The sequence below is a fragment of the Paraburkholderia hiiakae genome, from assembly GCF_904848665.1.
Lineage (GTDB): Bacteria > Pseudomonadota > Gammaproteobacteria > Burkholderiales > Burkholderiaceae > Paraburkholderia > Paraburkholderia hiiakae.
This window is the reverse complement of the sequence record NZ_CAJHCQ010000032.1, coordinates 28,980-55,486: the sequence shown is the minus strand read 5'-3', so window position 1 is coordinate 55,486 and position 26,507 is coordinate 28,980. Positions and strand designations below refer to the sequence as shown.

General features: G+C 63.5%; 27 protein-coding genes. 5 read left to right on the top strand and 22 right to left on the bottom strand.

Annotation, left to right across the window (positions count from 1 at the left end):
• Positions 1–5: 5 nt before the first annotated feature.
• Complete coding sequence (locus JMY28_RS36335; protein ID WP_201700705.1) at positions 6–641, bottom strand: response regulator transcription factor; 636 nt, start codon at positions 639–641, stop codon at positions 6–8.
• Positions 642–964: 323 nt separating this feature from the next.
• On the opposite strand from JMY28_RS36335, the gene hpaC reads away from it, so the two are divergent.
• The gene (gene hpaC / locus JMY28_RS36330) at positions 965–1,495 is read left to right on the top strand and encodes a 4-hydroxyphenylacetate 3-monooxygenase, reductase component (RefSeq protein WP_201700704.1); all 531 of its coding nucleotides are present in this window, start codon (positions 965–967) and stop codon (positions 1,493–1,495) included.
• Positions 1,496–1,888: 393 nt separating this feature from the next.
• A complete protein-coding gene (locus JMY28_RS36325; protein ID WP_201700703.1) occupies positions 1,889–2,827 on the top strand; it encodes a helix-turn-helix domain-containing protein in 939 nt (312 codons plus the stop codon).
• Positions 2,828–2,857: 30 nt separating this feature from the next.
• Here JMY28_RS36325 and JMY28_RS36320 read toward each other — a convergent pair whose 3' ends face one another.
• From JMY28_RS36320 to JMY28_RS36245, 16 genes are all read right to left on the bottom strand, one after another.
• Positions 2,858–3,880, bottom strand: coding sequence for a phosphotransferase enzyme family protein (locus JMY28_RS36320; RefSeq protein ID WP_201700702.1), 1,023 nt, complete (start codon positions 3,878–3,880; stop codon positions 2,858–2,860).
• Positions 3,881–3,890: 10 nt separating this feature from the next.
• The gene (locus JMY28_RS36315) at positions 3,891–5,174 is read right to left on the bottom strand and encodes an aminotransferase class III-fold pyridoxal phosphate-dependent enzyme (RefSeq protein WP_201700701.1); all 1,284 of its coding nucleotides are present in this window, start codon (positions 5,172–5,174) and stop codon (positions 3,891–3,893) included.
• Positions 5,167–6,384, bottom strand: a complete 1,218-nt coding sequence (locus JMY28_RS36310) for an MFS transporter (protein WP_201700700.1) — start codon at positions 6,382–6,384, stop codon at positions 5,167–5,169. The genes JMY28_RS36315 and JMY28_RS36310 overlap by 8 nt, the downstream gene beginning before the upstream one ends.
• A 24-nt stretch (positions 6,385–6,408) precedes the next feature.
• Entirely contained in the window at positions 6,409–7,887 is a 1,479-nt protein-coding gene (styD, locus tag JMY28_RS36305) for a phenylacetaldehyde dehydrogenase StyD (protein WP_201700699.1), read from the bottom strand.
• 29 nt (positions 7,888–7,916) lie between these two features.
• Positions 7,917–8,903, bottom strand: coding sequence for a WD40/YVTN/BNR-like repeat-containing protein (locus tag JMY28_RS36300; RefSeq protein WP_201700698.1), 987 nt, complete (start codon positions 8,901–8,903; stop codon positions 7,917–7,919).
• Between the two features lie 22 nt (positions 8,904–8,925).
• Complete coding sequence (locus JMY28_RS36295; protein WP_201700697.1) at positions 8,926–11,289, bottom strand: efflux RND transporter permease subunit; 2,364 nt, start codon at positions 11,287–11,289, stop codon at positions 8,926–8,928.
• Between the two features lie 63 nt (positions 11,290–11,352).
• A complete protein-coding gene (locus JMY28_RS36290) occupies positions 11,353–13,176 on the bottom strand; it encodes a DUF1302 domain-containing protein (protein WP_407945578.1) in 1,824 nt (607 codons plus the stop codon).
• Between the two features lie 89 nt (positions 13,177–13,265).
• Positions 13,266–14,627, bottom strand: coding sequence for a DUF1329 domain-containing protein (locus JMY28_RS36285; protein WP_201700695.1), 1,362 nt, complete (start codon positions 14,625–14,627; stop codon positions 13,266–13,268).
• Between the two features lie 65 nt (positions 14,628–14,692).
• Positions 14,693–15,157, bottom strand: coding sequence for a cytochrome c family protein (locus JMY28_RS36280; protein ID WP_201700694.1), 465 nt, complete (start codon positions 15,155–15,157; stop codon positions 14,693–14,695).
• Positions 15,154–15,660, bottom strand: coding sequence for a c-type cytochrome (locus JMY28_RS36275; RefSeq protein WP_201700693.1), 507 nt, complete (start codon positions 15,658–15,660; stop codon positions 15,154–15,156). The genes JMY28_RS36280 and JMY28_RS36275 overlap by 4 nt, the downstream gene beginning before the upstream one ends.
• Positions 15,657–16,196, bottom strand: a complete 540-nt coding sequence (locus tag JMY28_RS36270) for a methylamine dehydrogenase light chain (RefSeq protein ID WP_201700692.1) — start codon at positions 16,194–16,196, stop codon at positions 15,657–15,659. The genes JMY28_RS36275 and JMY28_RS36270 overlap by 4 nt, the downstream gene beginning before the upstream one ends.
• A gap of 45 nt (positions 16,197–16,241) precedes the next feature.
• Positions 16,242–16,868 (bottom strand): methylamine dehydrogenase accessory protein MauD, encoded by a 627-nt coding sequence (gene mauD, locus JMY28_RS36265; protein ID WP_201700691.1) that lies wholly within the window; start codon positions 16,866–16,868, stop codon positions 16,242–16,244.
• Positions 16,868–17,434, bottom strand: coding sequence for a MauE/DoxX family redox-associated membrane protein (locus JMY28_RS36260; protein WP_201700690.1), 567 nt, complete (start codon positions 17,432–17,434; stop codon positions 16,868–16,870). The genes mauD and JMY28_RS36260 overlap by 1 nt, the downstream gene beginning before the upstream one ends.
• Positions 17,435–17,447: 13 nt before the next feature.
• The gene (locus JMY28_RS36255) at positions 17,448–18,605 is read right to left on the bottom strand and encodes an amine dehydrogenase large subunit (RefSeq protein WP_407945577.1); all 1,158 of its coding nucleotides are present in this window, start codon (positions 18,603–18,605) and stop codon (positions 17,448–17,450) included.
• A gap of 199 nt (positions 18,606–18,804) precedes the next feature.
• Positions 18,805–19,227, bottom strand: a complete 423-nt coding sequence (locus JMY28_RS36250) for a hypothetical protein (RefSeq protein WP_201700689.1) — start codon at positions 19,225–19,227, stop codon at positions 18,805–18,807.
• 535 nt (positions 19,228–19,762) lie between these two features.
• Positions 19,763–19,966, bottom strand: coding sequence for a hypothetical protein (locus JMY28_RS36245; protein WP_201700688.1), 204 nt, complete (start codon positions 19,964–19,966; stop codon positions 19,763–19,765).
• A gap of 671 nt (positions 19,967–20,637) precedes the next feature.
• Here JMY28_RS36245 and JMY28_RS36240 point away from each other — a divergent pair.
• Positions 20,638–20,802, top strand: coding sequence for an FmdB family zinc ribbon protein (locus tag JMY28_RS36240; protein ID WP_201700687.1), 165 nt, complete (start codon positions 20,638–20,640; stop codon positions 20,800–20,802).
• Here the strand turns inward: JMY28_RS36240 and JMY28_RS36235 are convergent.
• The 5 genes from JMY28_RS36235 to JMY28_RS36215 all read right to left on the bottom strand — a co-directional run bounded on the left by JMY28_RS36235 (position 20,754) and on the right by JMY28_RS36215 (position 24,014).
• Positions 20,754–20,921, bottom strand: coding sequence for a hypothetical protein (locus JMY28_RS36235; protein WP_201700729.1), 168 nt, complete (start codon positions 20,919–20,921; stop codon positions 20,754–20,756). The genes JMY28_RS36240 and JMY28_RS36235 overlap by 49 nt on opposite strands.
• Before the next feature lie 26 nt (positions 20,922–20,947).
• Positions 20,948–21,292: a hypothetical protein gene (locus JMY28_RS36230; RefSeq protein WP_201700686.1), complete on the bottom strand. Its 345-nt coding sequence runs from the start codon at positions 21,290–21,292 to the stop codon at positions 20,948–20,950.
• A gap of 175 nt (positions 21,293–21,467) precedes the next feature.
• Positions 21,468–21,980: an OmpA family protein gene (locus JMY28_RS36225; protein WP_201700685.1), complete on the bottom strand. Its 513-nt coding sequence runs from the start codon at positions 21,978–21,980 to the stop codon at positions 21,468–21,470.
• Between the two features lie 82 nt (positions 21,981–22,062).
• Complete coding sequence (locus JMY28_RS36220; protein ID WP_201700684.1) at positions 22,063–23,331, bottom strand: diguanylate cyclase domain-containing protein; 1,269 nt, start codon at positions 23,329–23,331, stop codon at positions 22,063–22,065.
• Positions 23,328–24,014, bottom strand: a complete 687-nt coding sequence (locus JMY28_RS36215) for a YfiR family protein (RefSeq protein ID WP_201700683.1) — start codon at positions 24,012–24,014, stop codon at positions 23,328–23,330. Before JMY28_RS36215 ends, JMY28_RS36220 begins: the two co-directional genes overlap by 4 nt.
• On the opposite strand from JMY28_RS36215, the gene JMY28_RS36210 reads away from it, so the two are divergent.
• Together JMY28_RS36210 and JMY28_RS36205 are read left to right on the top strand one after the other, a co-directional pair.
• Positions 24,013–24,246 (top strand): hypothetical protein, encoded by a 234-nt coding sequence (locus JMY28_RS36210; protein ID WP_201700682.1) that lies wholly within the window; start codon positions 24,013–24,015, stop codon positions 24,244–24,246. The two genes, JMY28_RS36215 and JMY28_RS36210, sit on opposite strands and share 2 nt — an antisense overlap.
• 316 nt (positions 24,247–24,562) lie before the next feature.
• Entirely contained in the window at positions 24,563–26,479 is a 1,917-nt protein-coding gene (locus JMY28_RS36205) for an AAA family ATPase (RefSeq protein WP_201700681.1), read from the top strand.
• Positions 26,480–26,507 lie beyond the last annotated feature (28 nt).

Here is a 26,507-nt window from a genome sequence, read left to right as displayed (position 1 = left end):
CCGCCTCACGACGTGTGCGTCTGCGCGTCCTGGTCCCATACCGCCATCACATCGCGCACGAGCGTCGCGATAGACGCGGCACCGAGTTTGTCCTTGATGCTCGCGCGATGCACGTCGACCGTCTTCACGCTGATGTCGAGTTCCGACGCGATGCGCTTGCTGCCCTTGCCGTCGATCACACCTCGCAGCACTTCCCGCTCGCGCCCCGTGAGCGATTCGAGACGTTTGCGCAGATCACGCCGTTTCTGGTCGGCGGCATGACGCTGTGTGGCAAGCTTCATCGCGCGTTGCACGCGATCGAGCATTTGCTGCGAGTTGTACGGCTTTTCCACGAAATCAATCGCGCCGTTTTGCAGCGCGCGCACGGACATCGGTATGTCGCCGTGTCCGCTCACGAAAATGATAGGTAACGTCGCACCCCGCCGATTCAACTCCGCCTGCACATCGAAACCGCTGGTCTCTGGCATGCGCACGTCGAGCACCAGACATGCAGGAACATCGGGATCGAATGCACGCAGAAACTCGGCTGCGTTGGCGAACCCTTCCGATTTCACGCCGACCGATTCCAGCAGCCACGCGAGCGAGGTGCGCATGCCGTTGTCGTCGTCGACGATATAGATGACCGGAGCAGGTAAAGTCATCTGCTCTCTCCGCTATTGTTCGTTGCGAAGCGCTGCGAGACGTGCCCTGTGCCGTCCCATTTCATTTGCGCGCTCCCGCAGTTGCATGACCCATCATAACCAGCCAATAAAGCCCTGAAAATGCGCATTAGCCCGTAATTCCGACGCGCAATTTCAATGCGCATATAGCAGTTTCCGCGATACCTGGTGAAATCTTTAGAAGGCTCGGGAGCGACGCCATCACTCAGGCCAATCGTGACAGTATTTTTCGCGCGGTGCTTGCCGTACGCTGTGAATCACAAACTCGAATCACCAGATCAGCAATTGCACGGAAAACACCCATCATGTCCGACACCTCCAGCACGCTCCCGACGCATGACACCCGCAAGGATTTCCGCCAGGCCATGGCGCATTTGTCCGCCGCCGTCAACGTGATCACCACGGCCGGTCCGTTCGGCCGCTGCGGCATTACCGCAAGCGCCGTGTGCTCCGTCACGGACGCACCGCCTACGCTGCTCATCTGCCTGAACCGTTCGAGCGCGATGCACGCCACCTTCGCAGGCAACGGCCGCGTATGCGTGAATGTGCTGCCCGGCGAGCACGAGCTGCTGGCAAAACACTTTGCGGGCCTCACGCAACTGTCGATGGACGCGCGCTTTAACCTGCCGTTCTGGGATGAAGGCGAGCATGGCGTGCCCGTGCTGCGCGATGCACTCGCGAGCCTGCAAGGCGAGATCGTCGAACTCAAGGATGTCGGCTCTCACTCGGTCATGTTCGTGAAGGCGACCCATATCCGCGTGCGCAGCGACGGTGACGGTCTCGTCTACTTCGACCGCAATTTCCACCGCCTGACTCGCCCGTGCGCCGCGGCCTAGATCGCACCCTGGTAAAACCTTTAGATCGGTGAGGAAACCCACCAGGCGCCCTGCCGCACGCACGCATTTTTTTCTCGCGCAGCGGCGAGTACGCTGTTTTCATACCACTAGCCAACCCACGCCGCCTCACGAAGAAGGTGCGAGCGCATACATCAGACAAAAACGATCGACAAGCACAAGATCGATCGCGGCTCGCCACGGCATGGCCGAAGCGAAGAAAGGAGACAAATCAACTAAAGCAAGCTAGGGGCATCCCGGAGAGGGCCATCCCGGACTTGCGAGAAAGCGTTCCGCCCGTCATCCTCACACCGGCATTAACCGACCAGGCGGTCAGTGAATGGTGACCAGGATGGCCGCCACCCCGATCGGTACCGCGTTTTATTCGCAATCAGCATGCAGCTCGAGAATCACACCTTTACCGACGCCGGCGAACACGCGGCGCTGCTTTCCGGCTGGGAACAGCAATACTTCCAGCTCGATTGTGGACAATTCCACGGTCGCCTCCAGCAAATCGGCAGCGACGGCATACACGTGTTCTACGAGTCCGTGAACCGCCGTATCGTGCAGCAGGGCAGCACGCCCAGTGACATGCTCGTGTTCGGCATCGTGCTCGACGCGAGTTCTCCGGTGACTTTCGCGGACCGCGCCGTTACGGCCGATTCCCTGATCTGCGCGCGGGCGAACCGCGAATTTGTGCTGCATTTTCCGGGCGAGACCGCCATCCTCGGCATTGGCGTGAAGCTGCCGTTCCTGCGCGAACGCCCGGAACTGGCCGCACGCCTCGAAAGCCGTTTTTTCACCAAGACTTCCGTGATTCCGCTCGAACCCGGCGCGCGCGAGCAGTTCATCGCCTTGTGGCGTTACGTGACCGACGAGGCATTTGCGCTCAACGCGTTCGCAGAGTCGGAACTGGCCCAACGCACCGTGACCGCGCAGATTTTCGAAATGCTCGATGCCGTGGTCGAGACCGGCATTCACGACGATAAAGCCGATATCACCTGGATGTCGCATAGCGACGTAGTCGCACGCGCGCACGAGATGATCATTGCGCGCCCGCTGGAACCCGTGACTGTGCACGAGCTCTGCGAATCACTGCGTATCAGCCGACGCACGGTGCAGACGAGCTTTCGTCTCGTGACCGGCAAAACGCCCGTGGAATATATGCGCGCGATACGCCTGAACTACGTGCGCCAATTGCTTCGCAAAGCGCCGGCCGGCGAACTCACCGTGCGCGACGCGGCGCAGCGATGGGGCTTTTTCCATTCGGGTCATTTCACGCAGGACTATCGCGAGCTTTTCGACGCCATGCCTTCGGACAATCGTCCGAAATAACGCGCGCCGGAGCATGCCCCGGCGCTGCCCTCACCTGCCGCGCAGATATTCCTCGACAGCCGAAGTCGCGTAATCGATCAGTACCGGCGTGAGTGTCTTTGCCGTTTCCGTGTGCTTCTTCTTATGCACCCAGCCGAGGTAGGTCGTGCTGCGCGCCGCCATGAAGAGCGGCAATTGCCGCAACTGCTCATCGACTAGCGGACGATGCGCGCGGTAGCCCGTGACGAAGGCTTCCATTGCCGTATCGAAGTACGGCTCGCCGCGGATGAAGTAGAGCGACGTCGCAACGTCGAACAAATGCCAGCCGAAGCCCGCATCGTCGAAATCGATCACGCGCACGCGCTCGCCGTCCACGAGCACGTTCTCGGGCACGAGATCCGCATGGATCAGGCCGAACTGCCCGGCATCCTTGCCATAGGCGCTCAAGTCAGCCCAGAGCGCCTCACGCGCACGCTCGAAGAGCCGCCGTTGCGGCGCACTCAGTTGCTCCAGCTCCCAGAAGCGGCCCCAGAGCGGCTCGCTGCCCGCGAGCCCTTCCTCGCACCAGCTATGCCGCTTGAAGCCCGCAGGGGCCCGCCACGCGCTCGTATGGTTGTGCATGCGCGCCGCCATGCCGCCAAGCGTGTAATAGCGCCCCGCGACGTCCTCCTCGCCGCCATCGAGCCCCGATTCGAGCGCGCCTAGCTGACGACCGTCGACCCATTCGAGCACGTCGATCTGGCGGCCTGCCGGCATTTCATCGCTATGCACGCGCTCGAACGGGTGCCCCGCGCGCGATTTCACTACGCGCGGCACCTCGACGCCCGCGCTCGCGAGCGCTTGCATCCACTCGAATTCCGAATGCAGCGCCGCGTCGTCGTGATAGCCGAGGCGGTGAATGCGCAGCACCGCGCGCCGGCCGTCGCGGCTATCCACACGAAACACGGCATTCTCGCGGATCTTGATCGGCGCGATCACGCAATCGCCAAGCTCCCACAACTCAAGCGCCTGGGTGGCGAGACGCTGCAGCGCAAACGCGTTCTCCGACGCGCGCGCGTCTTCTGTATCGGTCATCGCGGTCCTCTCAAAGGGCGTTGAGCACGGCGTCGAGTGTGTCGATCAACTGGTCGGCGTGGACCGCCGTGAACGGCATGGGCGGCCGGATCTTGAGGATGTTGTCGTGCACGCCGATACGGCTGATGAGCACGCCACGCTCGCGCATGGCGTTGACGACACGGCGCGCCACGCTGCCGGCTGGCGACTTGTCCGCGCGGTCTTCGACCATTTCCACGGCGAAGAAGAGTCCGCTGCCGCGCACGTCGCCGATCGCCGCGTGCTTTTGCGCCAGCGCACGTAGACGTTCGAGCACGTATTGCCCTACCGTCTGCGCGTTTTGCTGCAGGCCTTCGTCTGCGATCACGTCGAGCACCGCCATGCCCGCCGCACACGAAACGGGGTTGCCCGCAAACGTGTTGAAATACATCGGATTGCGTTCGGCGAAGTCTTCAATCAATTCCCGGCGCGCCACCACGCCCGCGAGCGGGTGACCGTTGCCCATGGGCTTGCCCATCGTGACGATGTCGGGCGTGACGCCAAGCTTCTGATGTCCCCAGAAATGCGAGCCGAAACGGCCAAAGCCTCCCTGCACTTCGTCGGAGATATACACGCCGCCCGCGCGGCGTACCTTCTCCACGGCGCGCGCGAGATAACCCGCGGGCACGTCCGGCAAGCCCTCGCAGGAGAGGCCCGAGCACATCAGCAGGCCTGCTACACGCACGCCGTCGGCCTCGAACGCGTCGATGGCCGCCTGCACGTCCTCGGCATAGCGATTCGCGAGTTCGTCTTCGCTCATGCTTGCGCGTTCGCGATACGGGTCGATCACCGGGATCGTGCGCACATAGCGGCCGCGCTGCTGCTCCGTGGAAAGAAACGAGCTGACCTGCACCACCGCCGCCGTATTGCCGTGATACGAGTGCGCGGTGCAGATAATGCCCATGTTGCCGGTGCATTCTCGCGCCATGCGCAGCGCCAGTTCGTTTGCCTCGCTGCCCGTGCAGCAGAACATCACCATCGGCAAGGAAGCGTCGAAGGTCGAAACGAGGCGCTCGCCGTACTCCACAATGTTCTCGTGCAGATAGCGCGTGCTCGTGTTCAGCATCGACGCCTGTTTCGCGATGGCCTCGCTCACCCGCGGATGGCAATGGCCTACGTGCGGCACGTTGTTATAGGCGTCGAGATAGCGCTTGCCTTCGGCGTCGTAAAGCCAGACGCCTTCGCCGCGCACGAGATGCAAAGGCGTGTCGTAGAAGAGCGGCGCGCGCTTGCCAAGCACGCGGTGGCGCCGCTGCAACAGGTCTTGATCAGGCATCGGAAGTCTCCGTATCGGTGGCGGCGCGGCGCAGCATGCGCGCATGCGAGCGCACCGGGAAATAGATGAGGAACCAGCTCGCGACGAACAACGCAACGCCGGACCCGATCACCTGCGAGTAAGCGCCGGACGTCATGATCCAGGCGGCGAGCGCGGGGCCGGTCGCGAGACCGATCATCTGCATGGCGGTGGCCGCCAGCACCATGCGCCCGCGCCGGTCGAACACGGCCATCGACGAGAGCAAGGCCGGCTGGGCTACGTTCCAGAAGAAGTTGTAAATACAAACAACCAGCGCGAAGATGGCCAACGTCGTGTGCGTCGTGAGAAAGAGCAGACACAGCGAGCCGCCGAGCACGCTCACCGTGAGCGCGCGCGAGCGGCCGATGCGCGCGCCGCACACGCCGAACGCCCACGCGCCGAGCACGCCCATGAACTGCGAAAGCGTGAGCGCGTTGGCCACCTGCTGTTCGCTCAGGCCGTCGACGGTGCCGATGAGGAACAGATAGGCCCATACGATGCCCTGCGCGACGAAGTACAGCAGCATGGCGAGCAACGCGGACGCCTTCGCGGTCCTCGGCAGTTCGATCGCGTTCGCATCGGTTTGCGGCGCGCTTTCGCCGCCGCGCGGGAGATAGCGCACGAATGGCAGCACGACGAGCGGAAACGCGGCGAAGAAGAACAGCAGCAGCTTCATGCCGCCAATGGCGAACGCGCTCGGCACGAGCCACAACCCCAGCGCGCCGTAGATCATCACCCACATGACCATGTAGCCGAAGTTGCGGTCGGGATTGGCCGTCAACCCGACCGCCGCGAAGCTGAGCGAAATGAGGCCGCCCGCGCCAATTCCCACGAGTAGTCTCAGCACAAGAAATACGCTGTGATCGGGCGTGAACGCCGACGCCACGTTGCCGAACGCCATCAGCAAAATCGACAGCACGATCACCGTGCGCCAGTTCACACGCTTCGCGAACAGCGGCAGCAGGATGGAGCTCAGCGCAATGCCCCACACCTCCACCGAAGCGGCGTAACCCGCCGCGACCGCGTCGAAGCCCAGATACTTCACGAAGCCCTCAACGACCGCGGGCTGAACGATGAACACCTCTGGCCCGACCACACCCGCGAGTATCGCGACCCACAGGCGTGCTCGTGAATTCGCATTCGTCTCTTCGCGCATGGCGAGGCCCTGCAGATCCGCTGGTGACGTATTCATTGTGCCTTGATCCTCGAACGTGGTTCAGTAGGCGAAGCAGACAGATTTCGTCTCGGTGTAGGCGTCGATGATTGCGCGGCCATGTTCGCGCCCCACGCCCGACGACTTGAAGCCGCCGAACGGCAGCGCGGGATCGACCATGTTGTGCGAGTTGACCCAGACCGTGCCCGCCTCCATGCGGTCGACCACGCGCAGCGCCTTGTCGAGCTGGTTCGTCCACACGCTTGCGCCAAGGCCGTACTCGCTCGAATTCGCGGCGCTGATGGCCTCTTCGAGATCGTCGTAGGGCATGGCGACCAGCACCGGGCCGAACACTTCTTCGTTCACGAGCGAAAGCGGCTTGCGCCCTTCGTTGGCGACCACGGTCGGGCGCACGAAATAGCCCGCGCCGTCATGAGCCGCGCCGCCCGCCATGATTTCGCCGCCCTGCGCACGGCCTTCGGCGATCATGCCGACGACCTTGTCGCGATGACGCGACGAAACGAGCGGACCCATTTGCGTCTTCTCGTCGAAACCCGAACCGAGCACGAGGCTGTTGGCCACTTGCGCGATGCCTTCCACGATTTGCCCATACATCGAGCGCGGCACATAAAGACGCGAACCTGCCGTGCACACCTGGCCGTGGTTGAAGAAGATCGCGCCCGCCGCGCCTTCGATGGCCTTACGCGGATCGCAGTCGTCCAGCACGATCACGGGGCTCTTGCCGCCCAGTTCGAGCGACACGCGGCGGATATCCCGGCCGCACTGCGCGCCGATCAGGCGCCCCACTTCGGTCGAGCCCGTGAACGTCACCTTGTCGACATCGGGATGACGCACCAGTGCCGCGCCTGCCGTTTCACCACGACCGGTCACGACATTGAGCACACCCGGCGGGAAGCCTGCTTCGAGCGCCAGTTCGGCCAAGCGGATCGCGGTGAGCGGCGTTTCCTCGGCGGGCTTGAGCACCACCGTGCAGCCGCACGCGAGCGCAGGCGCGATTTTCCACACGGCCATCAGCAGCGGGAAGTTCCAGGGCACGACGGCCGCGACCACACCCACCGGCACGCGCTGCGTCGACGCGCGGTACTGCACGCCCGGCGGAAAGCTCAACGACAGATCGACCGTGCTGCCTTCGATTTTGGTCGCCCACCCCGCCATGTAGCGCAGCCACTGCGCGCTGCCGCCGACTTCGAGCATGCGCGAGAAGCCGAGCAGCTTGCCCTGGTTGAGCGTCTCCAGCGCCGCGAGTTCGTCGCCGTGCTGCTCGACGAGATCGGCAAGCTTGAGCAGCAGGTGTTCGCGCGCGGCGGGCGGCATACGGCGCCATTCGCTCGATTCGAACGCGTTCTTCGCCACGGCCACGGCGGCCGCGACGTCATCGGCGTCGCCGTCGGGTACCTGCGCGATCTCGCGGCCGCTGGCGGGGTCGTACACGGCGAATGTCTTGCCACTGCGCGCGGGCACGGCGCGGCCACCCACGATCATCTGGGTATGGAGGTTCGCAAGCAATTCCTCGATCTGCATCTCAACTCCTGACTGGTTTGTTTGGCAACTTATTTGGCAACTAAGCCATCTTTGGAAAACAGCACGGTCGAACCGTCGCGCTTCAATATCAACGCGGTCAGCGCATCGCGGCCCGGCAATTGCTTCGCCGCGAAATCGTGCGCTCCCGCCGCTTTGACCATTACATAGCCGTCGAGCGCGACGCCTGCAACACTGGTTGCGTTCGCAACTAGATCAGTGATCGAACTGGTTGCGCCGGAGCTCACGGACTGCCATGTCGCGCCGCCGTCCTGGCTTGCGAACAGATTGCCGCGCAGGCCGCCCACGTAGACCGTGCGGTCGGGTGCGACCACGCCGCTCCAGAGCGTGCCCTTATAGCCCGTGTGCAGCGCCTGCCAGCTTGCGCCGTCGTCGCTCGACCTGAATACCGTGCCTTGCTCGGCAGCGATATAGACGTCCTTTTCCGGTCCAGCGAACACGGAGAAGAAGTTCAGCCCGCTCTTGCCCGCGGCCGCGCCCTCGCCTACCGGCTGCGTTTTCCACGTGTCGCCGCCATCGTCGGTCGTGATCAGCAGCGACCACAGACCCACGGCCCAGCCGTGCATCTCGTCGCGGAACACGATGGAAAAGAGCGGCTGGTCGACGCTCGTATCCGCGCGTTGCTCGCGCCAGTGCTCGCCGCCGTCGTCGGTGCGCAGCACGACGCCCCAATGCCCCGCCGCCCAGCCGTGTTGCGCGTCGACGAATGAGACCGAGGTGAGCGTCGCGTTAGCGGGCACCGCCTGCGCCTGGCGGAAATGCGCGCCGTCGTCGTCCGAAAGCAGGATTACGCCGCGCTCCCCGACCGCGACAACGCGATTTCCCGCGAGCGCCGCGCCGAGCACCATCGAATGCTCCGCGTCGGCGCGGTGTTTCGCGGCGACGACCGCGACCGTGTTGTCGGGCGCCGCGCCAGCGAGCGCGGCGTGCGTGTAGTGCAGGCCCGCAAGCAGTGCGAGCACTGCGCAGGCGATCTTCGAACTCTTTGTTCGTTGCATGGCGAATCGTCCTCGTGGCGGGCTAGTGAGTGAAGAAGCTCGAGCTTTTGACCGCCGAGCGGCGCGGGAAGAGCCGTGTGAGCCAGACCGCGAGCGCGGGCAGCGCCGTCATCGCCATCACGAGGTTCACGATGAACATGAACGCGAGCAGCTTGCCCATGTCCGCCTGGAACTTGAGCGCGGAGAAGCTCCATGTCGCCACGCCAACCGCGAGCGTGATTGCCGTGAAGATCGTCGCCACGCCAACTTCGAGAATCGACTGTTCGACTGCCTTCACCACCGGCACGTCGTGCGAGAGATGCAGTTGCAGCCGGTTGTAAATGTAGAACGCGTAGTCCACGCCGATACCCACTGCCAGCACCATGACCGGCAAGGTCGCAACCGTGAGGCCGATTTGCAGTTGCTTCATGAACCAGTAGCCGATGAAGGTCGCCACCGTCAAAGGCAGGCAGCAAGCGATCACCGCGCGCAGGTCGCGATACGCGAGCAGCACGAGCACGACGATGGCCGCATAGACGTAGAGCATCATCGGTAGTTCGCTGTGCGCCACTTCGTCGTTGGTCGCGGCGAGCACGCCCGCGTTGCCGGCAGCAAGCCGGATCGTCACGCCTTCCACATGATTTTCGGCACGATATGCCTTCACGGCATCGATCACGCGGTTGATCGTCGATGCCTTGTGGTCGGCCAGGAACAGATGCACCGCAGTCATTTTGCAGTCCTTCGTCATGTAGCCGTGCACCCGGTTGATTTCGGCGCTCAGCGCCGCATAGTTGGTCGGGTCGATCGGCACGACGAACATCTTCGGATTGCCTTCGTTATAGCCCTCGTTGTAAGTGCGCAGCATCTGCGGATACGAGCTCACAGAGACAACTCCGGGCACCCGGTTCATCGAGCCGGTAAAGTCGTCTTCGAAAATGCCGAGCCGCGGGTCGGTGCAGTCGGCAACGCGCGGCGTCTCGAACACGACCGTGAGCCAGTCGAGGCCGACGTCGTAGCTGGTTGCGATCGCCACCGCATCCTGATTGAAGCGCGAGTCAGCGCGCAACTCAGGAGCGCCCGGCTGCAGCGTGCCCACCACGCGATCGCGGCTTTGCCACACCGCCACGCCGAAAATCATCGCGGTCACGGCAAGCGTGATCGCGGCATTGCGCGGCTCGGCCACGCGCGCGAGCAGCCTCAGCCAATGCGCGCGCCGCTCGCGTGCGGCCAGAGCGCGGTCCGCGTATGCCTTGGTGAAATGCAGACACGATGCAACGACCGGCAGCATCACGAGGTTCGTCACGATCTTGTAGCCAACGCCAAGCGACGCCGTGATCGCCAGTTCGCGCACCATCGGAATGGGAATAAGCAGCAGCGTGATGAACGACACGAGCGCAGTGACGAGCGCGAGCGTGCCGGGGATCAGGAGGCCGCTGAAGCTGTGGCGCGCGGCTTCCATCGGGCTGCGTCCGTGCGAAAGCTCGCGCACGATGAAGTTGATCTGCTGAATGCCATGCGAAACGCCAATGGCGAAGACGAGAAACGGCACCAGCACCGCGAGCGGATCGAGGCCGAAGCCGAGAATGCGCAGCGTGCCGAATTGCCATACGAGCGAAGTGAGCGAGCACGCGATAGGCAGGATCGTGAAGCGCAACGAGCGGCTGTACCAGTACACCGCCGCCGCCGTGAGCACCAGCGCGAGCGCGCAGAACACCAGCACGCCCGAAGCGCCGTCGGCAATGTCGCCGATCTGCTTCGCGAAACCGATGATCTCCACCTGATACGCGCCGTTTTCATAGGGCTTGCGCAGCTTCTCTTCGAGGATGTGGTTGAACGCCACGTAGTCGAGCGCGTTGCCGTTCGCGTCGCGCTCGTTCAGTTCCGCCGTTACCATCGCGCTCGTCTGGTCCCGCGAGACGAGCACGCCGACGTAGCCGCCCGCCGAGGTGGACTGGCGAATCGCGGCGATCTTCTCTGGCGTGAGACTCTCCGGCGTGATCGTGCCGTCGATCAGCGGGTCGGCGCGAAAGCCGTCTTCGGTGATCTCGTTGACGAACGAGTTAGGCGTCCAGAGCGACTGCACGCCGCCGCGATCGACATTCGGCAGATAGCCCACGGCCTGCGTGATTTCGTAGAGCCGGGTGAGGCCTTCGCGCGTCCAGATCGTGCCGTTGCGCGACTTGAGCACAACCGTGACGCGGTTCGCGCCCAGCAGATCGTTCCGGTATTGCCGGAAGGTCTTGACGTACTCGTGTTCGGTCGGGATCTGCTTTTCGAATCCGGCGTCCATGCGCAACTGCAGCGCGAACACGGCCATCACGACCGTGAATATGGCGATCACGCCCAGCGTGATCGCGCGATGCCCGAACAGGAACCCCTCGAGCTTGCCAACCAGACGATTCAACACATTGCGCCCCTCAAAGTCTGCTGCCGTTTTGGGCGCGCGCCAACAAGGCGCGCGCCTGCCTGCTTAAAAATTGCGTGTTGCGAAGATGCCGACGAAATTGCGGTCGGCGTACGGCTGCCCAACGGTGTCGTGACCACCGAAGAAAGCCGTGAAGTTGATACCGGCCTGCCAGATCGTCGGGTTCTGATTGAAAAGCAGATAGACGTTGACCGACTTCGCGCCCTGCATGTAATTCGCGGTGAACGTTGGCGTGTAGCCGTACAGCGCGTCGCTGAACGTCACGCCAGGCGTAACTTGCCAGCCAGGAATGATCGTGCCGTCATAGGTCCAGTTAAAGTCGATCGTCGCGCCAACCGAGCTTGCCGTGCCCTTCGCCGCCGTGATCGGGTAGCCGAGGCCAGAGTCGTTGTTCAGCCAGGTGAAGTAACCCGCGGCCGGAGCCTGCGTCACCTGCTGGCCGTCTACCGTGCGCGTCACGCCGTTCGAATTGAGCCCCGGGTAGTAGATCCACGCGAGTTCCATCGTGAGCACCGCCATATCGGCGTGAAGCAGCTTCAGGAACGGATATTCGCTTTGCGTGAGATTCAATTGGCCGTTGATCAGATACTGCAGCTTTTTGCGGTCTTCCCACTGCTGGCAATTAACACCCGACACGCCATTCGTGTTGAAGTCGAGCGGGCCGCCCGCGCCAAAGCATCCGGACAGCGCCACCGCATCGTGCGGACGATACGAAAGCTCGGTGCCGATCGCCCAGTCGCCAACGCCAAAGTTCGCACTCGCACCGAACAGCTGCCGGTTCTGGAGATACTGGAACTGTTCCGTGCCATTCGCCAGCGCCGAGGCGACCGGTGACTTGTCGGTATAGTTTTCGTAGTAGAAGCCGAAATTGACGTCGACGTTCTTCGGCTTGTAGTTGAACTTGACGCCGAACTGCGGGCGGTATTTGTTCGGCAGCTGCGTCGAGGTCGGAATGCCGATCGAGTTAAACGGAGGGCCCGCATACACGCCGTTCACGAGGCCTGAATTGATGCCCGCGATCGTCTGCGAGTTGCCCGCGTTCGGCCCCGCGATCGTGCCCGCGTCGGGGCCGTTCACGTTGCCGTTGATCGTGCTGATCGTCAACGGGCCCGCGCCGCGCCCGAAAATGTCGCCCGCGGACCAGTAGGAGCCGACCGGCGGATAGCGGTTGCTCTCCCAGTTGAACTGGTAGTAGGCCTCGGTGCTGAGTCCCGAAGTGATACCCGCCGCGAAGCTCAGCATCGGTTCGGGCAGCAGCGCCTGCTTGAGCTGGGTGCCCGGGATCAGCAGCTTTTGAATATCAACGGCATTGGTCGCGTTGATGCCGTTGGTCGCAAAGAAGCTTTCGCCCCAGTTGATGACCTGATTACCGAGCCGCACGTGCGCCGAGCGGTCGTTGAGCGTGAAGTCCTTCTGGACCCAGAGATCGAGCAGATCGACCGGATAAACAATCTGCGCGGCAGCGGTGCTCGACAGCGGCGTTCTGTTCGTGTCGTTCGCGAGAAAGTCGTACATCGCGGTGCCGCGCACCATGAACTTGACACCTTGACTGGGCATTGTGAGCAACAACTCACTCGTCGCGCTGACATACGTGCTGAACGGCTGCCCTTTGCGATAGTTGAGATTGCCATCGTCGCCCGACGCCCACTGCGCCGTGTTCGCGCCCGCGCCGCAGCCATTCGCGTTCGGGTCGCCGGTGAGCGAGCAGCTCGGGTTCTTGACCCGAATGCCGCCGCCCGCCGTGAGGTTCGAGACCCACGATCCGTTGACGGCGCCGTCGTCGAGTGTGAACTCGTATGCCGAAGCCCCCTGTGCCGCCGTTAGCATGACTAATGAAACTGCTGCGCTGATTTTTGTCTTCGATATCACGCTTTTCCCCTGCCTGCTTTCTTCCAGGTCGAATATGAAGGGTGGCGGCGCACGTCCCCGCGCGCGCGCCGCCACTACCGGACGCTACGTTATCGCTCGCTCACGGCGCGCAGGTTTTCGGACGAATAGAAGTCGTCCTTGAAGCGCGCATCGCTCGAGTCTTCGTACCAGCGGATGTCGGTGTCCGTACCGATGGTCGACTGGTCGGTCACGTAACGGCCATTGTTGAGGTCGTACTGCGCGAACGGCTCGACGTCACAGGCGCCGTGCAGCTCGTACACCGGAATCGGATACGCCTCCTTGACCTTCCAGAGCTTGCCCTGGGCATCGTAGTCTTCGCCCGCCACCGCAAGGCCGCTGTCTTCGTCGATGTAGAAGACTTTCTTTGTCGCGACATGGCGCACACCGGACTTCAGCGTCGCCTCGACGACGTAGACGCGGTGCAGTTCGTAGCGGCGCGCTTCGGGGCTGACGGCGTCCGGCTTGAAGACGTCGTCGAACTTCGCCTTGAAGTTGAACATGCCGAAGTCGTCGTACGGAATATAGATTTCCTTCTTGCCGACCAGCTTCCAGTTGAAGCGGTCGAGTTGGCCGTTGAAGAGCCACGGTTCATCGACCGTATACTGGTTCTCGAAGCCGATCTGCGGCGCGTCGTACGAATACGCCGGCATGCGGCGCACGCGGCGCTGACCCGTGAAGTAGTAGAACGTGTCGCTCGCCTTGTCGAAGTAGTCGCGTTGCACGAGACCCTGTCCCGCGAGCGCGGCGGGCGTTTCATAGGCGAAGTAGATCGCGTAGAGCATGCCGGCCTGCTGCGGCGTGGCAGTGCCCTTCTTGCCCCACGGGAAGTAAAGCGTCTGCTTCGATTCGGCCTTGATCCAGTCCGTGCTGCCCGGCCGCGGCGACGCCGCCGTCACCGCCTTTTGCCACTCCGCGCCGATGCCGCGATAGCGCGCGAGGTGATCCCACATCGCTTCGGCGCCCGTTTTCGGCGCAGGGAACGGCATGCCGGGCAGGTTCGCGCTCTGCAGCCCCTCGCCTGACGAATCCATCTTCGCCTGGGTCGCGTTGAGCGCCGTGTTGGCCTGCACGAAATCAGGCGCGCCGCATTCGCGGTGCGTCGGATACACGTCCATGCGATAGCCCTTCTTCTGCTTGATGAGCTGCACCTGGCCGGGCGTGAGGTTGTCCGCGTATTTGTCGACGTTGCTCGCGTCGATCGAGAAGAGCGGCTTCTCGCCCTTGTGCTTCCAGTAATCGCCGCGCACCTTGCCATACGACCAGTCGGCCGGCGCGGCTTGCGGACCGGCATAGGCCGGAATCCGGCCATCTGCGCTCGCGCCTTTCTCCATGCCGGCCGTATCCGCCAGCGCCCCACCCGCGAGCGTGCTCAGTACTGCCGCCAGCACGGCGGCCGAACACATCGCTCCCATCTGCGTCTTGCCTTTCATCGTCTCGATCTCCAATACCTGTTGAATCGCACGGCCGCCGCGTTGCGGCCCGCTCTTGCCTTTCGTTAGTACTGTTCAGCTACGGCTGTGTCGCCGCTTTTGTGCATACGCTCAACCAGCGCCGCGCGATGCTTCGCGACGTCGGTGAGCGCCGGCCTGCGCCGTGCTGCGATTTCCTGCGCGGTATAAGGCCTGAAATCTGCGGGCCGCGTGTCCGCGTTCTTCGTATCGATCAGCCAGTTCAAAACGTTTGCGAGCTCCGCGTCGCTCAGCGAGGAATTCGACGCACCTGGCACGCGCATCACGAACTCGCGCCCCTCAGGCAAGCGCACGAAATGCCCGAGCTCGTTGGAGAGCGGCGGCACCTTGCCCGGAATGGCATGCGCGTCGCCCGTATGGCAGCCCATGCAGTTGAGCGTCCACGCCTCGCGCGCAGAGGCCGCGTCGTAGCCGCGCTCCTGCGCATGCGCGCTCGCGCCGAGCGCGAATGCACATGCGGCAAGCCACACACGCGCATGCCTCGCCTTCATAGCCCGAGGCTCTTGAGCGTGGCTTCGCGATGCTCGCGCACCTGCGCGCCGTCCATCTGCGTCACACGCAGCGCCTTCACTTCAGCCGCCGTGAACGGTTTCGCGCCCGCGTGCTTCGAATTCGCGTCGAACACGAGGTAATTGAGCACGCTCGCGAGATCCTCGTCTGATTCGATCCGGAAGCTCGGCATCTTGAAGTTGTAGGTCTTGTCCTTGATCGCGATCTGGCCGAACATGCCGTTGAGCACCGTGAGGCCGAGCTGCTTGCGCCCTTCGCCATTCGCGGCGTAGCGGCCCGGCAGTTCGGTGAGCGGCGGCGCGAGACCATCCTGCCCCCTGCCGCCCGCCTGGTGGCACACGGCGCACTTCGTGTCGAAGAACGCCTTGCCCGGCGCAAACTGCACGTTCTGCGCAAACGCGTCGCCCGCAATCAGCGCGGCGCCCGCCGCGCACATCGTCATGGCCCACTTCGCGAAGCGCCGGTTGGAAATCGTCGATGTCATTGCTGCGCCACTCCAAGCAAGGCGGATACAGAGCAGTGATAGTTCGCGTTTCCGCTTGCCATGCACCAGTTGATGTCGTTGTCCAACGAGAGCTTGTAGAGCGGCTTCTCGCGCTCGTTGCGGTTGCAGAAGCAGCGCCCGCACGACGTTTTTCCGCAGCAGTCGTTGTACGACACGATGTAGTCGGTGTTGTCGTGCGGATTGCGGCAGGTGCCGATCCACGTGATCGGCGAAGGCGACGTGCCGGGCGGGCAACTGCTCGACGTGCCGCCGCAGCAACTGCACAGCCAGCCGTCGATCGCGCAGTAGCGCCAGTAATCGCAGCTATAGGGATCATCGTTTTTGCCCGCGGCCGGCGCGCTTGCGCCGCTTGCAGCTGCCGCGTTCTCCGCCGCGAAGGTGCGATCCACCGGCAAGAGCGGCACGAGCGCCGAGCCGACCAGCGCACGGCCAAGCGTCGCCATGGCGCTGCGCCGCGAGCTGCGCTGCGCGACGGTGCGCGCCCTCAGCTCGAAGAAGTTGTCGAACCATTTCATGCTTTTCGTCCTGTAGTCCTGTCGTTCTGTTCTTTGATGACGTGCTCAGGCGTGCTGCTCCGCGTGATGCGCATGACCCGCGTGATCCCCGTGGACGAACTCCTGCAGCGACGCCACCCCGCGCTCTTTCGCTTCGAAGAGGCTTTCGAGGTGCTCACGCGAATTCACCAGACCTTTCGCGCGGATCTTGCCCGACTCGTCGATCAGGAGTGCATAGGGCAGCTTGCCGATCTGGTAGGCCATGCCCAGCTCCTGCGAGAGCACATAGGGGAACTGGCTCAGGCCGAGCTTCTTGTAGAAGGCCGCATGTTCCGTGGTGTCGCCATCGCTTGCGAGCACGATGTCGGTGGCCGTTTCGCGCGCCTGGATCGACGGCAGCAGCGGCAGCAGCTTCTTGCACACCGGGCAGCTCGGCGAGAGGAAGAACACGAGCGTGCTGCGGCCCGCGGCCGAGATTCCGCCCACCTTGACCTGACGGCCGTCGAGCGCGCCCAACTCGAACGACGGGCCCACCGTGCCGACCGCCGGTCCCTTGTCGATCATCAGCGCGCCGACGGGCATCATTCTTTCGTACAGAATGCCGATCTGGCGTACCAATGCGAGCGAGATGGCGCCGAGCGCGAGCACACCGGCCCACAACAGAGCGTTAGAGATCAACAGTGCGTTTTCCATTACGAGTTCCTCAGGTGATTCAACTTCGGACGGTTGGCGAGCAGCACGTCCAGGGTAAAAAATGCGGCAACGGCGAAGAGCGTCGCGCCCAGCACGCTCAAGTAGTCGAACCAGACGACCGCGCGCGCGCTTTGCGGCACGCCTGTGAGCACGGCCAGTGCGGCGAGCAGCAGCACCCGCGCCACGTGCGCCCATCCGATCGAGTGAGCGGCGGGACCGCCCGTCTGGCGAAAGCCATTGCAGCCACAGTCGAAATCGGTACGCCCGCGCGCCACGTTGATGCCGAGCGCGAACGCAAACAGCACGAAGAGCGCGGCGAGCGCCGCGGCGCCCAGGCTGCGCGTGGCGGGCACGAGGCACGCGAGCGTGGCGGCTACTTCGACGATCGGCAACGCGAACGCGAACGGCGTGACGAACGCGTGCGGCAGCAACTGAAAGCCCGCCACGGCTTGCCGCAATTCGGAGTGGCGCGTCAACTTTGGCAGCGCGAGCGTCAGGGTGATGATCGATGTGGTTGCAAGCGCAACAGTCGAGACGACCGGATCGATAACGAGACTTGAAATCATGATTCGCGCCTCGTCACGGATTGACCAGCAGCGACGACGTCGCGCCGATCTGCTTGTGAACGTGCTTCAGCTTGCCAGTTGCCGCGTCGGCAACGACCACGTCGGAGGTCGTCGTGATGCCGTAAAAGAGCGGATGCGCGTCTTCGCTCACCTGGATCGAGAGCAGCGGATCGATCTTCTGGTCCGCGAGCTTCCAGCGCGCAATGCGCTTGTGCGTCTTCAGGTCGAACACCCAGACTTCGCTTGCCGGGTCCTTGTGCGAGCCCTCTGCGCCCTGGTGCATCGCCACGAAAAGACGCTGCGTCGGCACGTGCAGCGCGGTTTGCTGCAGGCCGCCGGGACGCCAGCCGGCCTTCGCCTCATCGGGCGTCACGAGCGGCCATGGCGTGCCGAACACGGGCGCCGGACCGCTGAAATCAGCGCTGCGCACGTTGCCATTGAACGTCGCGAACCAGTACGTATTGCCGCTGCGCGACGCGTTCACGAATGCCGGATCTTTTGCGACATCGATGAACGGATCCGACAATTTGCGGCTCTTTTCCTTGCCGTTCGCGCCGAGCACGACAGTCAGCGCCTTGCCGCTTTCGCACAGCGACGTGAAGCGGTCGCTGCCCGACGGATAGGCGAGCACGCAGCCGTCCGTATCGACTTCCGAGGCGACCTGGTGCGTGGCCGTGTTGACCACGGTGACCGACGTGGCGGGCGTGATGTTCGCGACGTAGAGCCACTTGCCGTCTTTCGAAAGCGCCGTGTTATACGGCGACGGTACGCTTTGCGCGTGCTTCGGCGGGATCACGACTTCGCCCGTGATTTGCAGCGTCGTGTTGTCCGTCGCTTCGACGACATCGGTACGTGCGCCGTGCGAGCCGCGCGCAAAGTACGTGGTGGCGACGTAGCTCGTCTTGTGATCGGGACTGATCGCGAAACCCGGCGCGAAGCCGGCGTCGATCTGCCCAAGGAAGCGGTTCGTGTCGGCGTCGAGGACATAGGCGCGCGCGTCCGTCATCGAGCTGAAGTTGACGTCCACCACGTACACCTGGTGCGGGCTGAACGCCGGCATCTTCGCGATCGTCAGGTCCTCGGCCTTCTCGGTTGCGAGGACGTGGGCCGCGTGAGCGGCTATCGCGGCACCGCCCGCCATCAGCAGCGCTCGTCTCCAATTTCGTAGCATCTTTTCTCCGCAAGTACATTCGTTTTGGCCTTGCGGAAAATTAGCTTTAGTCAGTTTTTGAAACAGCTCCCAAATCGGCAAACGATCGGCAAAATTATTACGTATGCCTTGCGAAACCAATAATGTGCTTACAAAACGGCGGGGCGCATGTTCCCGCTGCGCTGCCTAGCAGGGATCACCCGTAGGCGCGCCGGGGCGGTCAGACACCTTGACCGGCGGCTTCGACGAGGGCCGCTTCGACGCCTGGCACACAGACTTCGAACGGCCCGCGCGCGCCGTAAATGCGCGTGGGCAAGAGCACCGCTTCCGCGGCGTTGATCAGCAATAGCGCGACGTTGAGGCGACGGTCGGTGTGTCGGATTACCGCGAAGTGATGATCGGGGAGCGCGCCGTTGAAGCGCGGGTCGGCGGCGGCAATGTCCTCGTCGTCGTGCAACCCTTCGAGCTGGGCGCCGGGGACGACGCACCAGCATTCGGGCAGACGCATGAGCACGTCGGGAACGTCCCCGAAGTCGGAAACGACCGCCGCGTGCGAGTTGGGCGCCCGGCGAAACCACAGCGGCTCGCCGGTCGCCTCGACATGCAGCGCCGCGACCGGAAAAAGTAGAAGGCCATTTTCCATGGATAGTGAATTGCGTGAGATCCCGCAGCCTGGAGGGCCGGATGATCCCGCAAAAGCGGGCGCGCGGCTATATCACGGCGAATGGTTTGCCGATATTGGAGGTATGCCAGCCAGCACGCGCTGCCACAGGTGTTCTACCAGCCCGGTATTCACCTAGCCCGGCGCGATCGCGTTGAAGCGCCTCCCTTTGGCCTGGCCGCCGCAGGTCACCATGTTGTCAAGCGCGTCGATGTGAGCGTCGATGTTCACGACGGGCACGCAGTACGCGGAGGGGACGAACGGCCGTTCCGCTGTCCGCGATCGCCACCGCGCATCCTACAACTGCGATTCTGGTGCTCGTCATTCTCGCCATCCCCGCAGTGGGGGTCTTCGCGACGCGACGCAGATCATCGAGAGCGTGGGCGTTTCGCTCACAGGATCGATGAACGCAATCGTTGGATCCGGCCTGAGAAGCCTCCGAAAACTGCCGGCGTCGACAGCTACATCGAACGCCGATGCACCTTGCGGACTGGACATGGCGACTCTCCCTGCGCGGCTACTGATCGTGTGCGAGCGCTTCGAGACGAGCGTAGCCTGCGTCTTTCGCCGCGCGCTCCGTGGCGAAAGGTTCTTCGGCTACGAGCGAGCGCCGCACTTCGCGTGCATCGAAGTCGACGAGCGAAATAACCCACACCCAGCCGCCAATCTGTTCGGCGGTCTGCACGAATGCACGCATGTTGCCTTTGTCCTTGGTGTTCATTTGACCTCCTATGGAAAAAAACCGGAAGCGTCGCCCGCGCCGCGCGGCGGGGAACATGAGTTACGCGGTCGGCAGGTCACCGATCAAGGCAGCTTGCCGATGATCGCGCCGATGCCCTGATCGGCGAATTGTGCAAGCACTACATAAATCGCCATCACGGTTCCCCCGTAACGAGTCGACGTTCGGGAGCGCCGCGCGCGGTACGGCCCCGGTGCCCCTGCCGCCCGCAACACTTCATTTTAGGCAATGGGAATCGACATACCACGCGTTCCCGGGGACGTGATCCCTGCTGCGCGCGCTGGTTGGAAATGATCGCCGCGAAAACTTTCAGTGCGAATTTCGCCGCCTCGGCACTAGAATTCAAGCATGGTCGCATTCCCGAAGGAGGCTGCCATGACTCAGTCAATGATCAGTTTTTGGGTTGGCCTTGTGGTTCTCGTTGTCATTGCCATGACCCTGTCACGTCGCTACAGGCGCGATCACCCGGGAGAGAGCCTGAACCAGTGGCTCGACGCACACCATATGAACTGGATGCATCGCAAGCACTAGCTGGCGGCGTGGGCTGACACCGAAGAGCGCACCCATTTCCAGCACTAGAATGGTTTATCGCCGGCGTCGTAGACAGTTTCTCTTGCCAGCACGACGTGCGGGATTCTCGTTAGAGGCATACCATGCCGACATACCAGTACAGGTGCGAGCAGTGCGGTGAGATGTTCGAGCATGCCGAGCATCTTGCTGAACATGAATCCGCTCATCCGCCTTGCCCGAAATGCGGAAGCGAGAAGGTTCAACACACACCCACACCGTTTGTGGCGAAAACATCCAGAAAGTCCTGAAATCTCTTCAGTCGCTCAGGTCTGCTCCGGATGATCCCTGTCCCGATGATGGTCCGCGGCACGACGAACAGCGTGCCGATCGACAGCCCCGTGAAGATCAAATCAACGATCTCGGCCACGCGGACAGCTGGGACGAGATCACCGGTCACCGTCCGGTCAGCATCTTGAGGATCTTTTGCACGATGCGTTCGTGCCACTCGAGCGCCTCATCGAGCGTGCTTGCACCATAGCTCTCGTTGTCATCCCGCACTTCCATTCCTGCGATTCGCGTCACGAAGAGCGCGGGTTCCCCAGTCTTCGCGTCGGCCACACCGCGAAAGCGCGTCGTGACCGTCACGCCGGACGCTTCGAGCAGCGTGCGGCGAAAGATCAATTCGTTCCCGGCCATCCAGCGCGACCACTCGCTGCGGTCGAACACCTCGACAGGCCTGTTCTTCGCATCGAGAACGTAAAGGCGTTCACCCTGGGTCGGGACAGAGCGGGATCTCATCTATTTGCCATCAGAGCGATCAGTCAAGTGACAATCTATCGCCTCTGCCAGCGTACTCGTCTGAACGGCCGGCCGATGCGCCCCTTGTTTGCACGAGCGTGATTTTTTACGCTCAGCTTCCCCGGTTGCACTCGGACGGGGCGATCCGAAAATCGAAACAGCACGCCGCGCCGGCTCAGCGCGGCGCGACGACAATTGCGACACGGCGGTTTTGTGCGCGGCCGGCTTCCGTGCGGTTGTCGCCCACCGGGTCGCGCTTGCCTTTTCCAATGATCTCGACGTGTTCGGCAGGCAGCCCGGTGTCGACCAGTTCGAGCGCTACGACCTCCGCACGGCGTCTGGACAACTCAAAGTCATAGGCGTTCGAGCCCTCCCCGTCGCTGTAGCCATACACGCGCACACTATCAAGACCCGCCGACGTAAGCGTGTGGCCAATGCGCTCGACAATCCGGCGGGCGTCGGGCTTGAGGTTGTAGCGGTCGAAGTCGAACAGGATGGGGCCGGTCAAGCCGAACTCGAAACCCTGCTCGGTCTCCTCGAATCCCGCCGACGTGAGTGCCTGGACCTGATTGCGTGTCAGCCCGCGGTAAGGCGGCGGCGTTTTGCAGCCCCCAAGCACCATACACAGGAGCAGTGCACTCCCAATGCCTGCACGCCAGATGCTCGCAGGTAACGCGTGTTTCTTCATCACATTCCCCTCGAGCGCGCCGGCTTGCGCGCGCGGTTTCGCGTTCCTGCGACGACCCGGCTGCTGGGCCATGCCCATCACTTCAAGCCGGTCCGGCGACACCTTCGGCGAACTGCCACGATCCGGGCCGCGCGCGCTTGGCCCGGTACATCGCCGCATCGGCCGCGCGCAGCAAGCCGTTCGCGTCGCGCGCGTGGTCGGGATACAGCGCAATCCCGATGCTCAGCATGGTGGCGACCGTGCGGCCATCGGCCAACGTGATCGACAGCGTCATGCCGGACAGTATGTCCTCGGCGATGCGGGCCGCGCTGGCCAGTTCGCGCATCGGCGCCAGCATCACGGCGAATTCGTCGCCGCCAAGGCGTGCCACCAGATCGACCTCGCGCAACTGCGTGCGCAGCCGTGCCGCGATGGCGATCAGCACCGCGTCGCCGGCGTCATGGCCGAAGCAGTCGTTGATCTCCTTGAAACGGTCACAGTCGAGATAGAGGACGGCAACCCGCTGCTCCGTCACCATGGCCTCGCCGAGGGCGCGCTTGAGGCGAGCCTCGAACTGCAAACGGTTGGGAAGGCCAGTGAGCGCATCGTGGGTTGCCTTGTGCTCGAGGGATGCGTTTTCGTTGCGCAGGTTGTTATGCCAGTCTTCAAATTCATCGAGTAAGGCGTTGAAATCGTCGCCGAGCTGGTTCAGTTCGGCAATCGCAGCGGGCTCGACCCGTCGATCGAACGCGCGTTCGCGCCGCACTGCGTGGGCGACGTCAGCCAGCGCGCGCAGCGGCGCGACAATGCTGCGCACCACGCGCTTCGAGCTGACATAGGCCCCGAGCACGCTGACGGCGACGCAGCCGAGGATACCGCCGACGCCGCCTAGCAGGAAGCCGAAGAACTGGTGCCCCTGGCCACGCACTTCGACGTAACCGACGACGATGCCGTCGTGCAGCACCCGTACGGTCACGGGCCCGGGCAGCGCAAGGTCGGCGACTGCCCGCTCGAGCCGGGCGATCTCGCTGGCGGCAGGTGAGCGCCATGCCGCGAACGGCCGGCCCCTGCTATCCGTGACGACGATCTCAGCCACGTCCTCATCTTTGGCGATCAACTCGATCGCCTGGGTCGCTGCGACACGGTCGCCGAACACCAGCGCCGCCTCGACCGTATAGCCGAGCGAGCGGGCTAGCAGGTTCAAGTTGTTGCCGGAATAGGCACGCAATGCGATCACGGCGACCACGATCAACGACACCGCGGCCATGGTGACGGCGACGAACGCCAGACGCAGGTGCGCGCGGCGCAATACGCTTTGCAGCGTCTGGCGCGGCGCAGGCGGAGGGGAAACAGGGGGCGCGGGCTGTGTCATGGCGTCACCGGCCGCCGCGCGAGGTTGAGCACATTCGGATGGACTCGCACGCCGCTGCGCGCCACGGCATCGAGATTGATGTCGAACGTGACGCGTTCGCCCTCGACATTCAGGCAGAACATGCTGCCCGCAGTGCAGGTCGGATCGTGTTCCGCAATGGTCAGGACCGGATGGCCCGCCACGGCGGCACTGATCTGCTGCCGCTCAGCGTCGCTCAGGTCGCCAAGATAGACGACTTCGCAGGCTGCGCCGAGGGCCGAATCATCAACGTCGACACGCCGCACCTCGAGCGGCGTCGAGCCGGCCTGCAGCGAGTCGACGAGGCCCTGCGCGTAGTCGGGCCGGCCCGCCACGCACAGGTGCAGGCGCCCGGGCGGCGCCGGCCAGCGCGTAAAGCTGATGATGCCCAGCACGACCTGGCGCACGGCGGCGTCGCGTGGCGAAATGTCGGGGTCGGTACGGATCGCGCCGGTAACGGCACGCGCCGTGTTGGCTGGATCGACTGTATTGGCGGGTGCGGCCGGTGCCGTGCCCAGCGCGCAAGCCAGTGCGAGCAACGCATGGGGAAGCGAGGCCGACCAGCCATGCCGGCCAGACGTCGCCAGCGCGGCGATCTCCGTCGCGCACCTTCGCGTCAATGCAGACGCACAACAGGCACCCGCCGCGCGCACGCTCGCATCCATGATGAAAACACCTGTTGGCGTCGATCCGCGCGCTGCCTTATGGCGCCCGCCATTTGCGGGCCTGCACCAGCCTGTGCGCATAGAAGTTCATCTTAGGCGCAAAATCACACGGTCAACCAGTTGGAAACACCTGTTCGCGCCGTCGCCATCGACGATTGCCGCGTTGCTGCGAATTGATCTGCACATTGGCGGGTCAAAGCCGTTCGTGCGGGTCGTCGTGCAGCGTGTCTGAGGCAAGCCGCCATGGCCCCGAGCTCTCCGTAAGCGTTGCAGACAAGGCGCCCACCCACGCACAAAGCATTGATCGCGCCCCTCAAAAAAAACACACAACCACGCTAAATCACCGGATTAAAAGGTATTTACCCGCCAATCCTTTTTTTCGCGCACCGCATAACGCAGGCATAATTCCAAAGGAGCAGCGCGATTAAAAGGGTCGTTTTCGTATTCCTGAATATCGATGGACTACGCAACGCGAGACGTTCTTGCGCCTCCAGTCCCACGATAGATTATCTGGCGTCGCCATCGCGACGCGAGGCAGGAATAGATTCATGAAACCGGCAAGGAATTCGCGGTGGTCACGCTTTGGCCGATACGTTGCGTTGGGTGTTTGCGCGGCCGCAGTCGCGGCAACGGCTGGCTTCTTCTACTGGCGGCATGAAGCGAATCTCGCGCAGTCCCAGCCTGCGGCGCTTGGCGGCGTCGCCAGCGAAATGCGGCATGACGCATCGCCATGGACGAAGCGCGAGAAAGATGCCTCGGAATTACTGCGCGATATTCACGACCGCGATGTCACCGCCATCGGCGTGAGCCGCGAAGCGATTCTCGTGTCGACGCTCAAAGGCGAAAAGTATTATGTGGCCGATCATAACGGCGCGTTCTCGAACGCCCTGCTGCTCGGCGATCTGAAGCCAGGCGCCACGCCGCCCTGGCAGCTCGTCTGGCTGCCACACGCCGACGTGCGCGTCGGCGCCGCGCGCTGGACCGAAGCGTTCGACCGCTTGCGCGACGCGCTCAGTCTGCTGCTTCCCGTGCTGATGCTAGGCGGTCTGCTCTGGTTCATGCGCCGCGAAATGGGCGGCGGCGCGCAATTGCTCGGCGAATCCCCCACGTTGCGTTTCGACGACGTGATCGGCGCGGGCGAGGCGAAAGCCGCGCTCGCGGACGTGCGCGCGTGGCTCACCGAACCGGCGCAGTTCACGGGCATGGGCGTGCGCGCACCATGCGGCGTGCTGATGACGGGTGGCCCGGGCGTTGGCAAGACGCGCCTCGCGCAGGCGCTCGCAGGCGAATGCGGCGCGAACTTCATCGCCATCACGGGCAGCTATTTCAGCGCGAAGTATTACGGCGTGGGCATTCAGAAGGTCAAGCGCCTGTTCGAACTCGCGCGCAAGAACGCGCCCACCGTTATCTTCATCGACGAGGCGGATGGTCTCGGCAAGCGCACCGATACCGGCGGCGGCCCGGTCGAGGCGGAAAGCAACCGCATCATCAACCAGTTGCTCGCGGAAATGGATGGGTTCGAATCGAACGAAGGCGTGATCATCGTCGCCGCGACCAATCACCCGGACAATCTCGACGAAGCGCTACGCCGCCCCGGCCGTTTCGACCGCACGGTGCAGGTGCGTCTGCCCGACCTGGAGGATCGTGCCGAGATTCTGCGCTTCTACGCCGCCAATCTGAAGGCGAAAGCCGGCGACATCGATTTCAACCAGCTCGCGCGCCTGACCACGGGCCTTTCACCGGCCACGCTCTCGATGATCGTGAATCAGGCGGGTCTCGTCGCGCGCAAGGCCGGCAAACAGGAAGTCGCCGCGGTGGATTTTCTCGAGGCGATCAAGATTGCGCGCATTGGCGACGTCAACGGCGCCGAGCGCGCGCTTTCGGACGACGAGCGCACGCGCATTGCGATCCATGAAGCGGGACACGGCCTCGTCGCCGCCCTCCTCGGCACTGGCGTGCTCGAAGAAGTGACGATTTTGCCGCGTGGTGGCGCGTTGGGCGTGGCGTTGATCACGAAAATGCAGGACAAGTATCTGTATCGCGAGACGGAAATGCGCAACGAGATCCAGGTGCTGCTGGGGGGGCGCAACGCGGAACTGCTCATGTTCAGCGAAGCATCGAGCGGCGCGGCGCAGGATCTGCAGGAGGCTTCGCGCATCAGCCTCGACATGGTGTCGAAACACGGCTTCAACGCGGATGGCAATCTGTTCAGCCTCGCGGCGCTGCCGCAGCAGGTCGCGGGCTTGCAGTTGAAGACGGCGATCGAGCACGCGAACGGCCTGCTGCACGAACTCAACGACGCGTGCTTCGCGTTGCTGCGTGCGAACGAGCCGGTGCTGCGCGCGATCGCCGATAAGTTGCTCGAGTCGGAGACGGTGCCCGGCGAGACGGTCTATCGTCTGATTCGCGAGCATGCGGCGGCTGCGGCGAGCACGCAGGCGGTGACCGAAGCGGCCGCCGCCTGAGCAGCCACCTGAGCAGCCGCTTGGCGCC

Excerpts from the sequence above, each read along its gene's own strand:
- JMY28_RS36335 (WP_201700705.1), bottom strand. The coding sequence starts at position 641 with ATGACTTTACCTGCTCCGGTCATCTATATCGTCGACGACGACAACGGC.
- JMY28_RS36220 (WP_201700684.1), bottom strand. The coding sequence starts at position 23,331 with ATGACACAGCCCGCGCCCCCTGTTTCCCCTCCGCCTGCGCCGCGCCAG.
- JMY28_RS36325 (WP_201700703.1), top strand. The coding sequence starts at position 1,889 with ATGCAGCTCGAGAATCACACCTTTACCGACGCCGGCGAACACGCGGCG.
- hpaC (WP_201700704.1), top strand. The coding sequence starts at position 965 with ATGTCCGACACCTCCAGCACGCTCCCGACGCATGACACCCGCAAGGAT.
- JMY28_RS36315 (WP_201700701.1), bottom strand. The coding sequence starts at position 5,174 with ATGCCTGATCAAGACCTGTTGCAGCGGCGCCACCGCGTGCTTGGCAAG.
- JMY28_RS36280 (WP_201700694.1), bottom strand. The coding sequence starts at position 15,157 with ATGAAGGCGAGGCATGCGCGTGTGTGGCTTGCCGCATGTGCATTCGCG.
- JMY28_RS36285 (WP_201700695.1), bottom strand. The coding sequence starts at position 14,627 with ATGAAAGGCAAGACGCAGATGGGAGCGATGTGTTCGGCCGCCGTGCTG.
- JMY28_RS36300 (WP_201700698.1), bottom strand. The coding sequence starts at position 8,903 with ATGCAACGAACAAAGAGTTCGAAGATCGCCTGCGCAGTGCTCGCACTG.
- JMY28_RS36260 (WP_201700690.1), bottom strand. The coding sequence starts at position 17,434 with ATGATTTCAAGTCTCGTTATCGATCCGGTCGTCTCGACTGTTGCGCTT.
- JMY28_RS36275 (WP_201700693.1), bottom strand. The coding sequence starts at position 15,660 with ATGACATCGACGATTTCCAACCGGCGCTTCGCGAAGTGGGCCATGACG.
- JMY28_RS36205 (WP_201700681.1), top strand. The coding sequence starts at position 24,563 with ATGAAACCGGCAAGGAATTCGCGGTGGTCACGCTTTGGCCGATACGTT.
- JMY28_RS36250 (WP_201700689.1), bottom strand. The coding sequence starts at position 19,227 with ATGGAAAATGGCCTTCTACTTTTTCCGGTCGCGGCGCTGCATGTCGAG.
- JMY28_RS36245 (WP_201700688.1), bottom strand. The coding sequence starts at position 19,966 with ATGAACACCAAGGACAAAGGCAACATGCGTGCATTCGTGCAGACCGCC.
- JMY28_RS36215 (WP_201700683.1), bottom strand. The coding sequence starts at position 24,014 with ATGGATGCGAGCGTGCGCGCGGCGGGTGCCTGTTGTGCGTCTGCATTG.
- styD (WP_201700699.1), bottom strand. The coding sequence starts at position 7,887 with ATGCAGATCGAGGAATTGCTTGCGAACCTCCATACCCAGATGATCGTG.
- mauD (WP_201700691.1), bottom strand. The coding sequence starts at position 16,868 with ATGGAAAACGCACTGTTGATCTCTAACGCTCTGTTGTGGGCCGGTGTG.
- JMY28_RS36270 (WP_201700692.1), bottom strand. The coding sequence starts at position 16,196 with ATGAAATGGTTCGACAACTTCTTCGAGCTGAGGGCGCGCACCGTCGCG.
- JMY28_RS36240 (WP_201700687.1), top strand. The coding sequence starts at position 20,638 with ATGCCGACATACCAGTACAGGTGCGAGCAGTGCGGTGAGATGTTCGAG.
- JMY28_RS36310 (WP_201700700.1), bottom strand. The coding sequence starts at position 6,384 with ATGAATACGTCACCAGCGGATCTGCAGGGCCTCGCCATGCGCGAAGAG.
- JMY28_RS36230 (WP_201700686.1), bottom strand. The coding sequence starts at position 21,292 with ATGAGATCCCGCTCTGTCCCGACCCAGGGTGAACGCCTTTACGTTCTC.
- JMY28_RS36225 (WP_201700685.1), bottom strand. The coding sequence starts at position 21,980 with ATGAAGAAACACGCGTTACCTGCGAGCATCTGGCGTGCAGGCATTGGG.
- JMY28_RS36320 (WP_201700702.1), bottom strand. The coding sequence starts at position 3,880 with ATGACCGATACAGAAGACGCGCGCGCGTCGGAGAACGCGTTTGCGCTG.
- JMY28_RS36210 (WP_201700682.1), top strand. The coding sequence starts at position 24,013 with ATGATGAAAACACCTGTTGGCGTCGATCCGCGCGCTGCCTTATGGCGC.
- JMY28_RS36255 (WP_407945577.1), bottom strand. The coding sequence starts at position 18,605 with ATGCTACGAAATTGGAGACGAGCGCTGCTGATGGCGGGCGGTGCCGCG.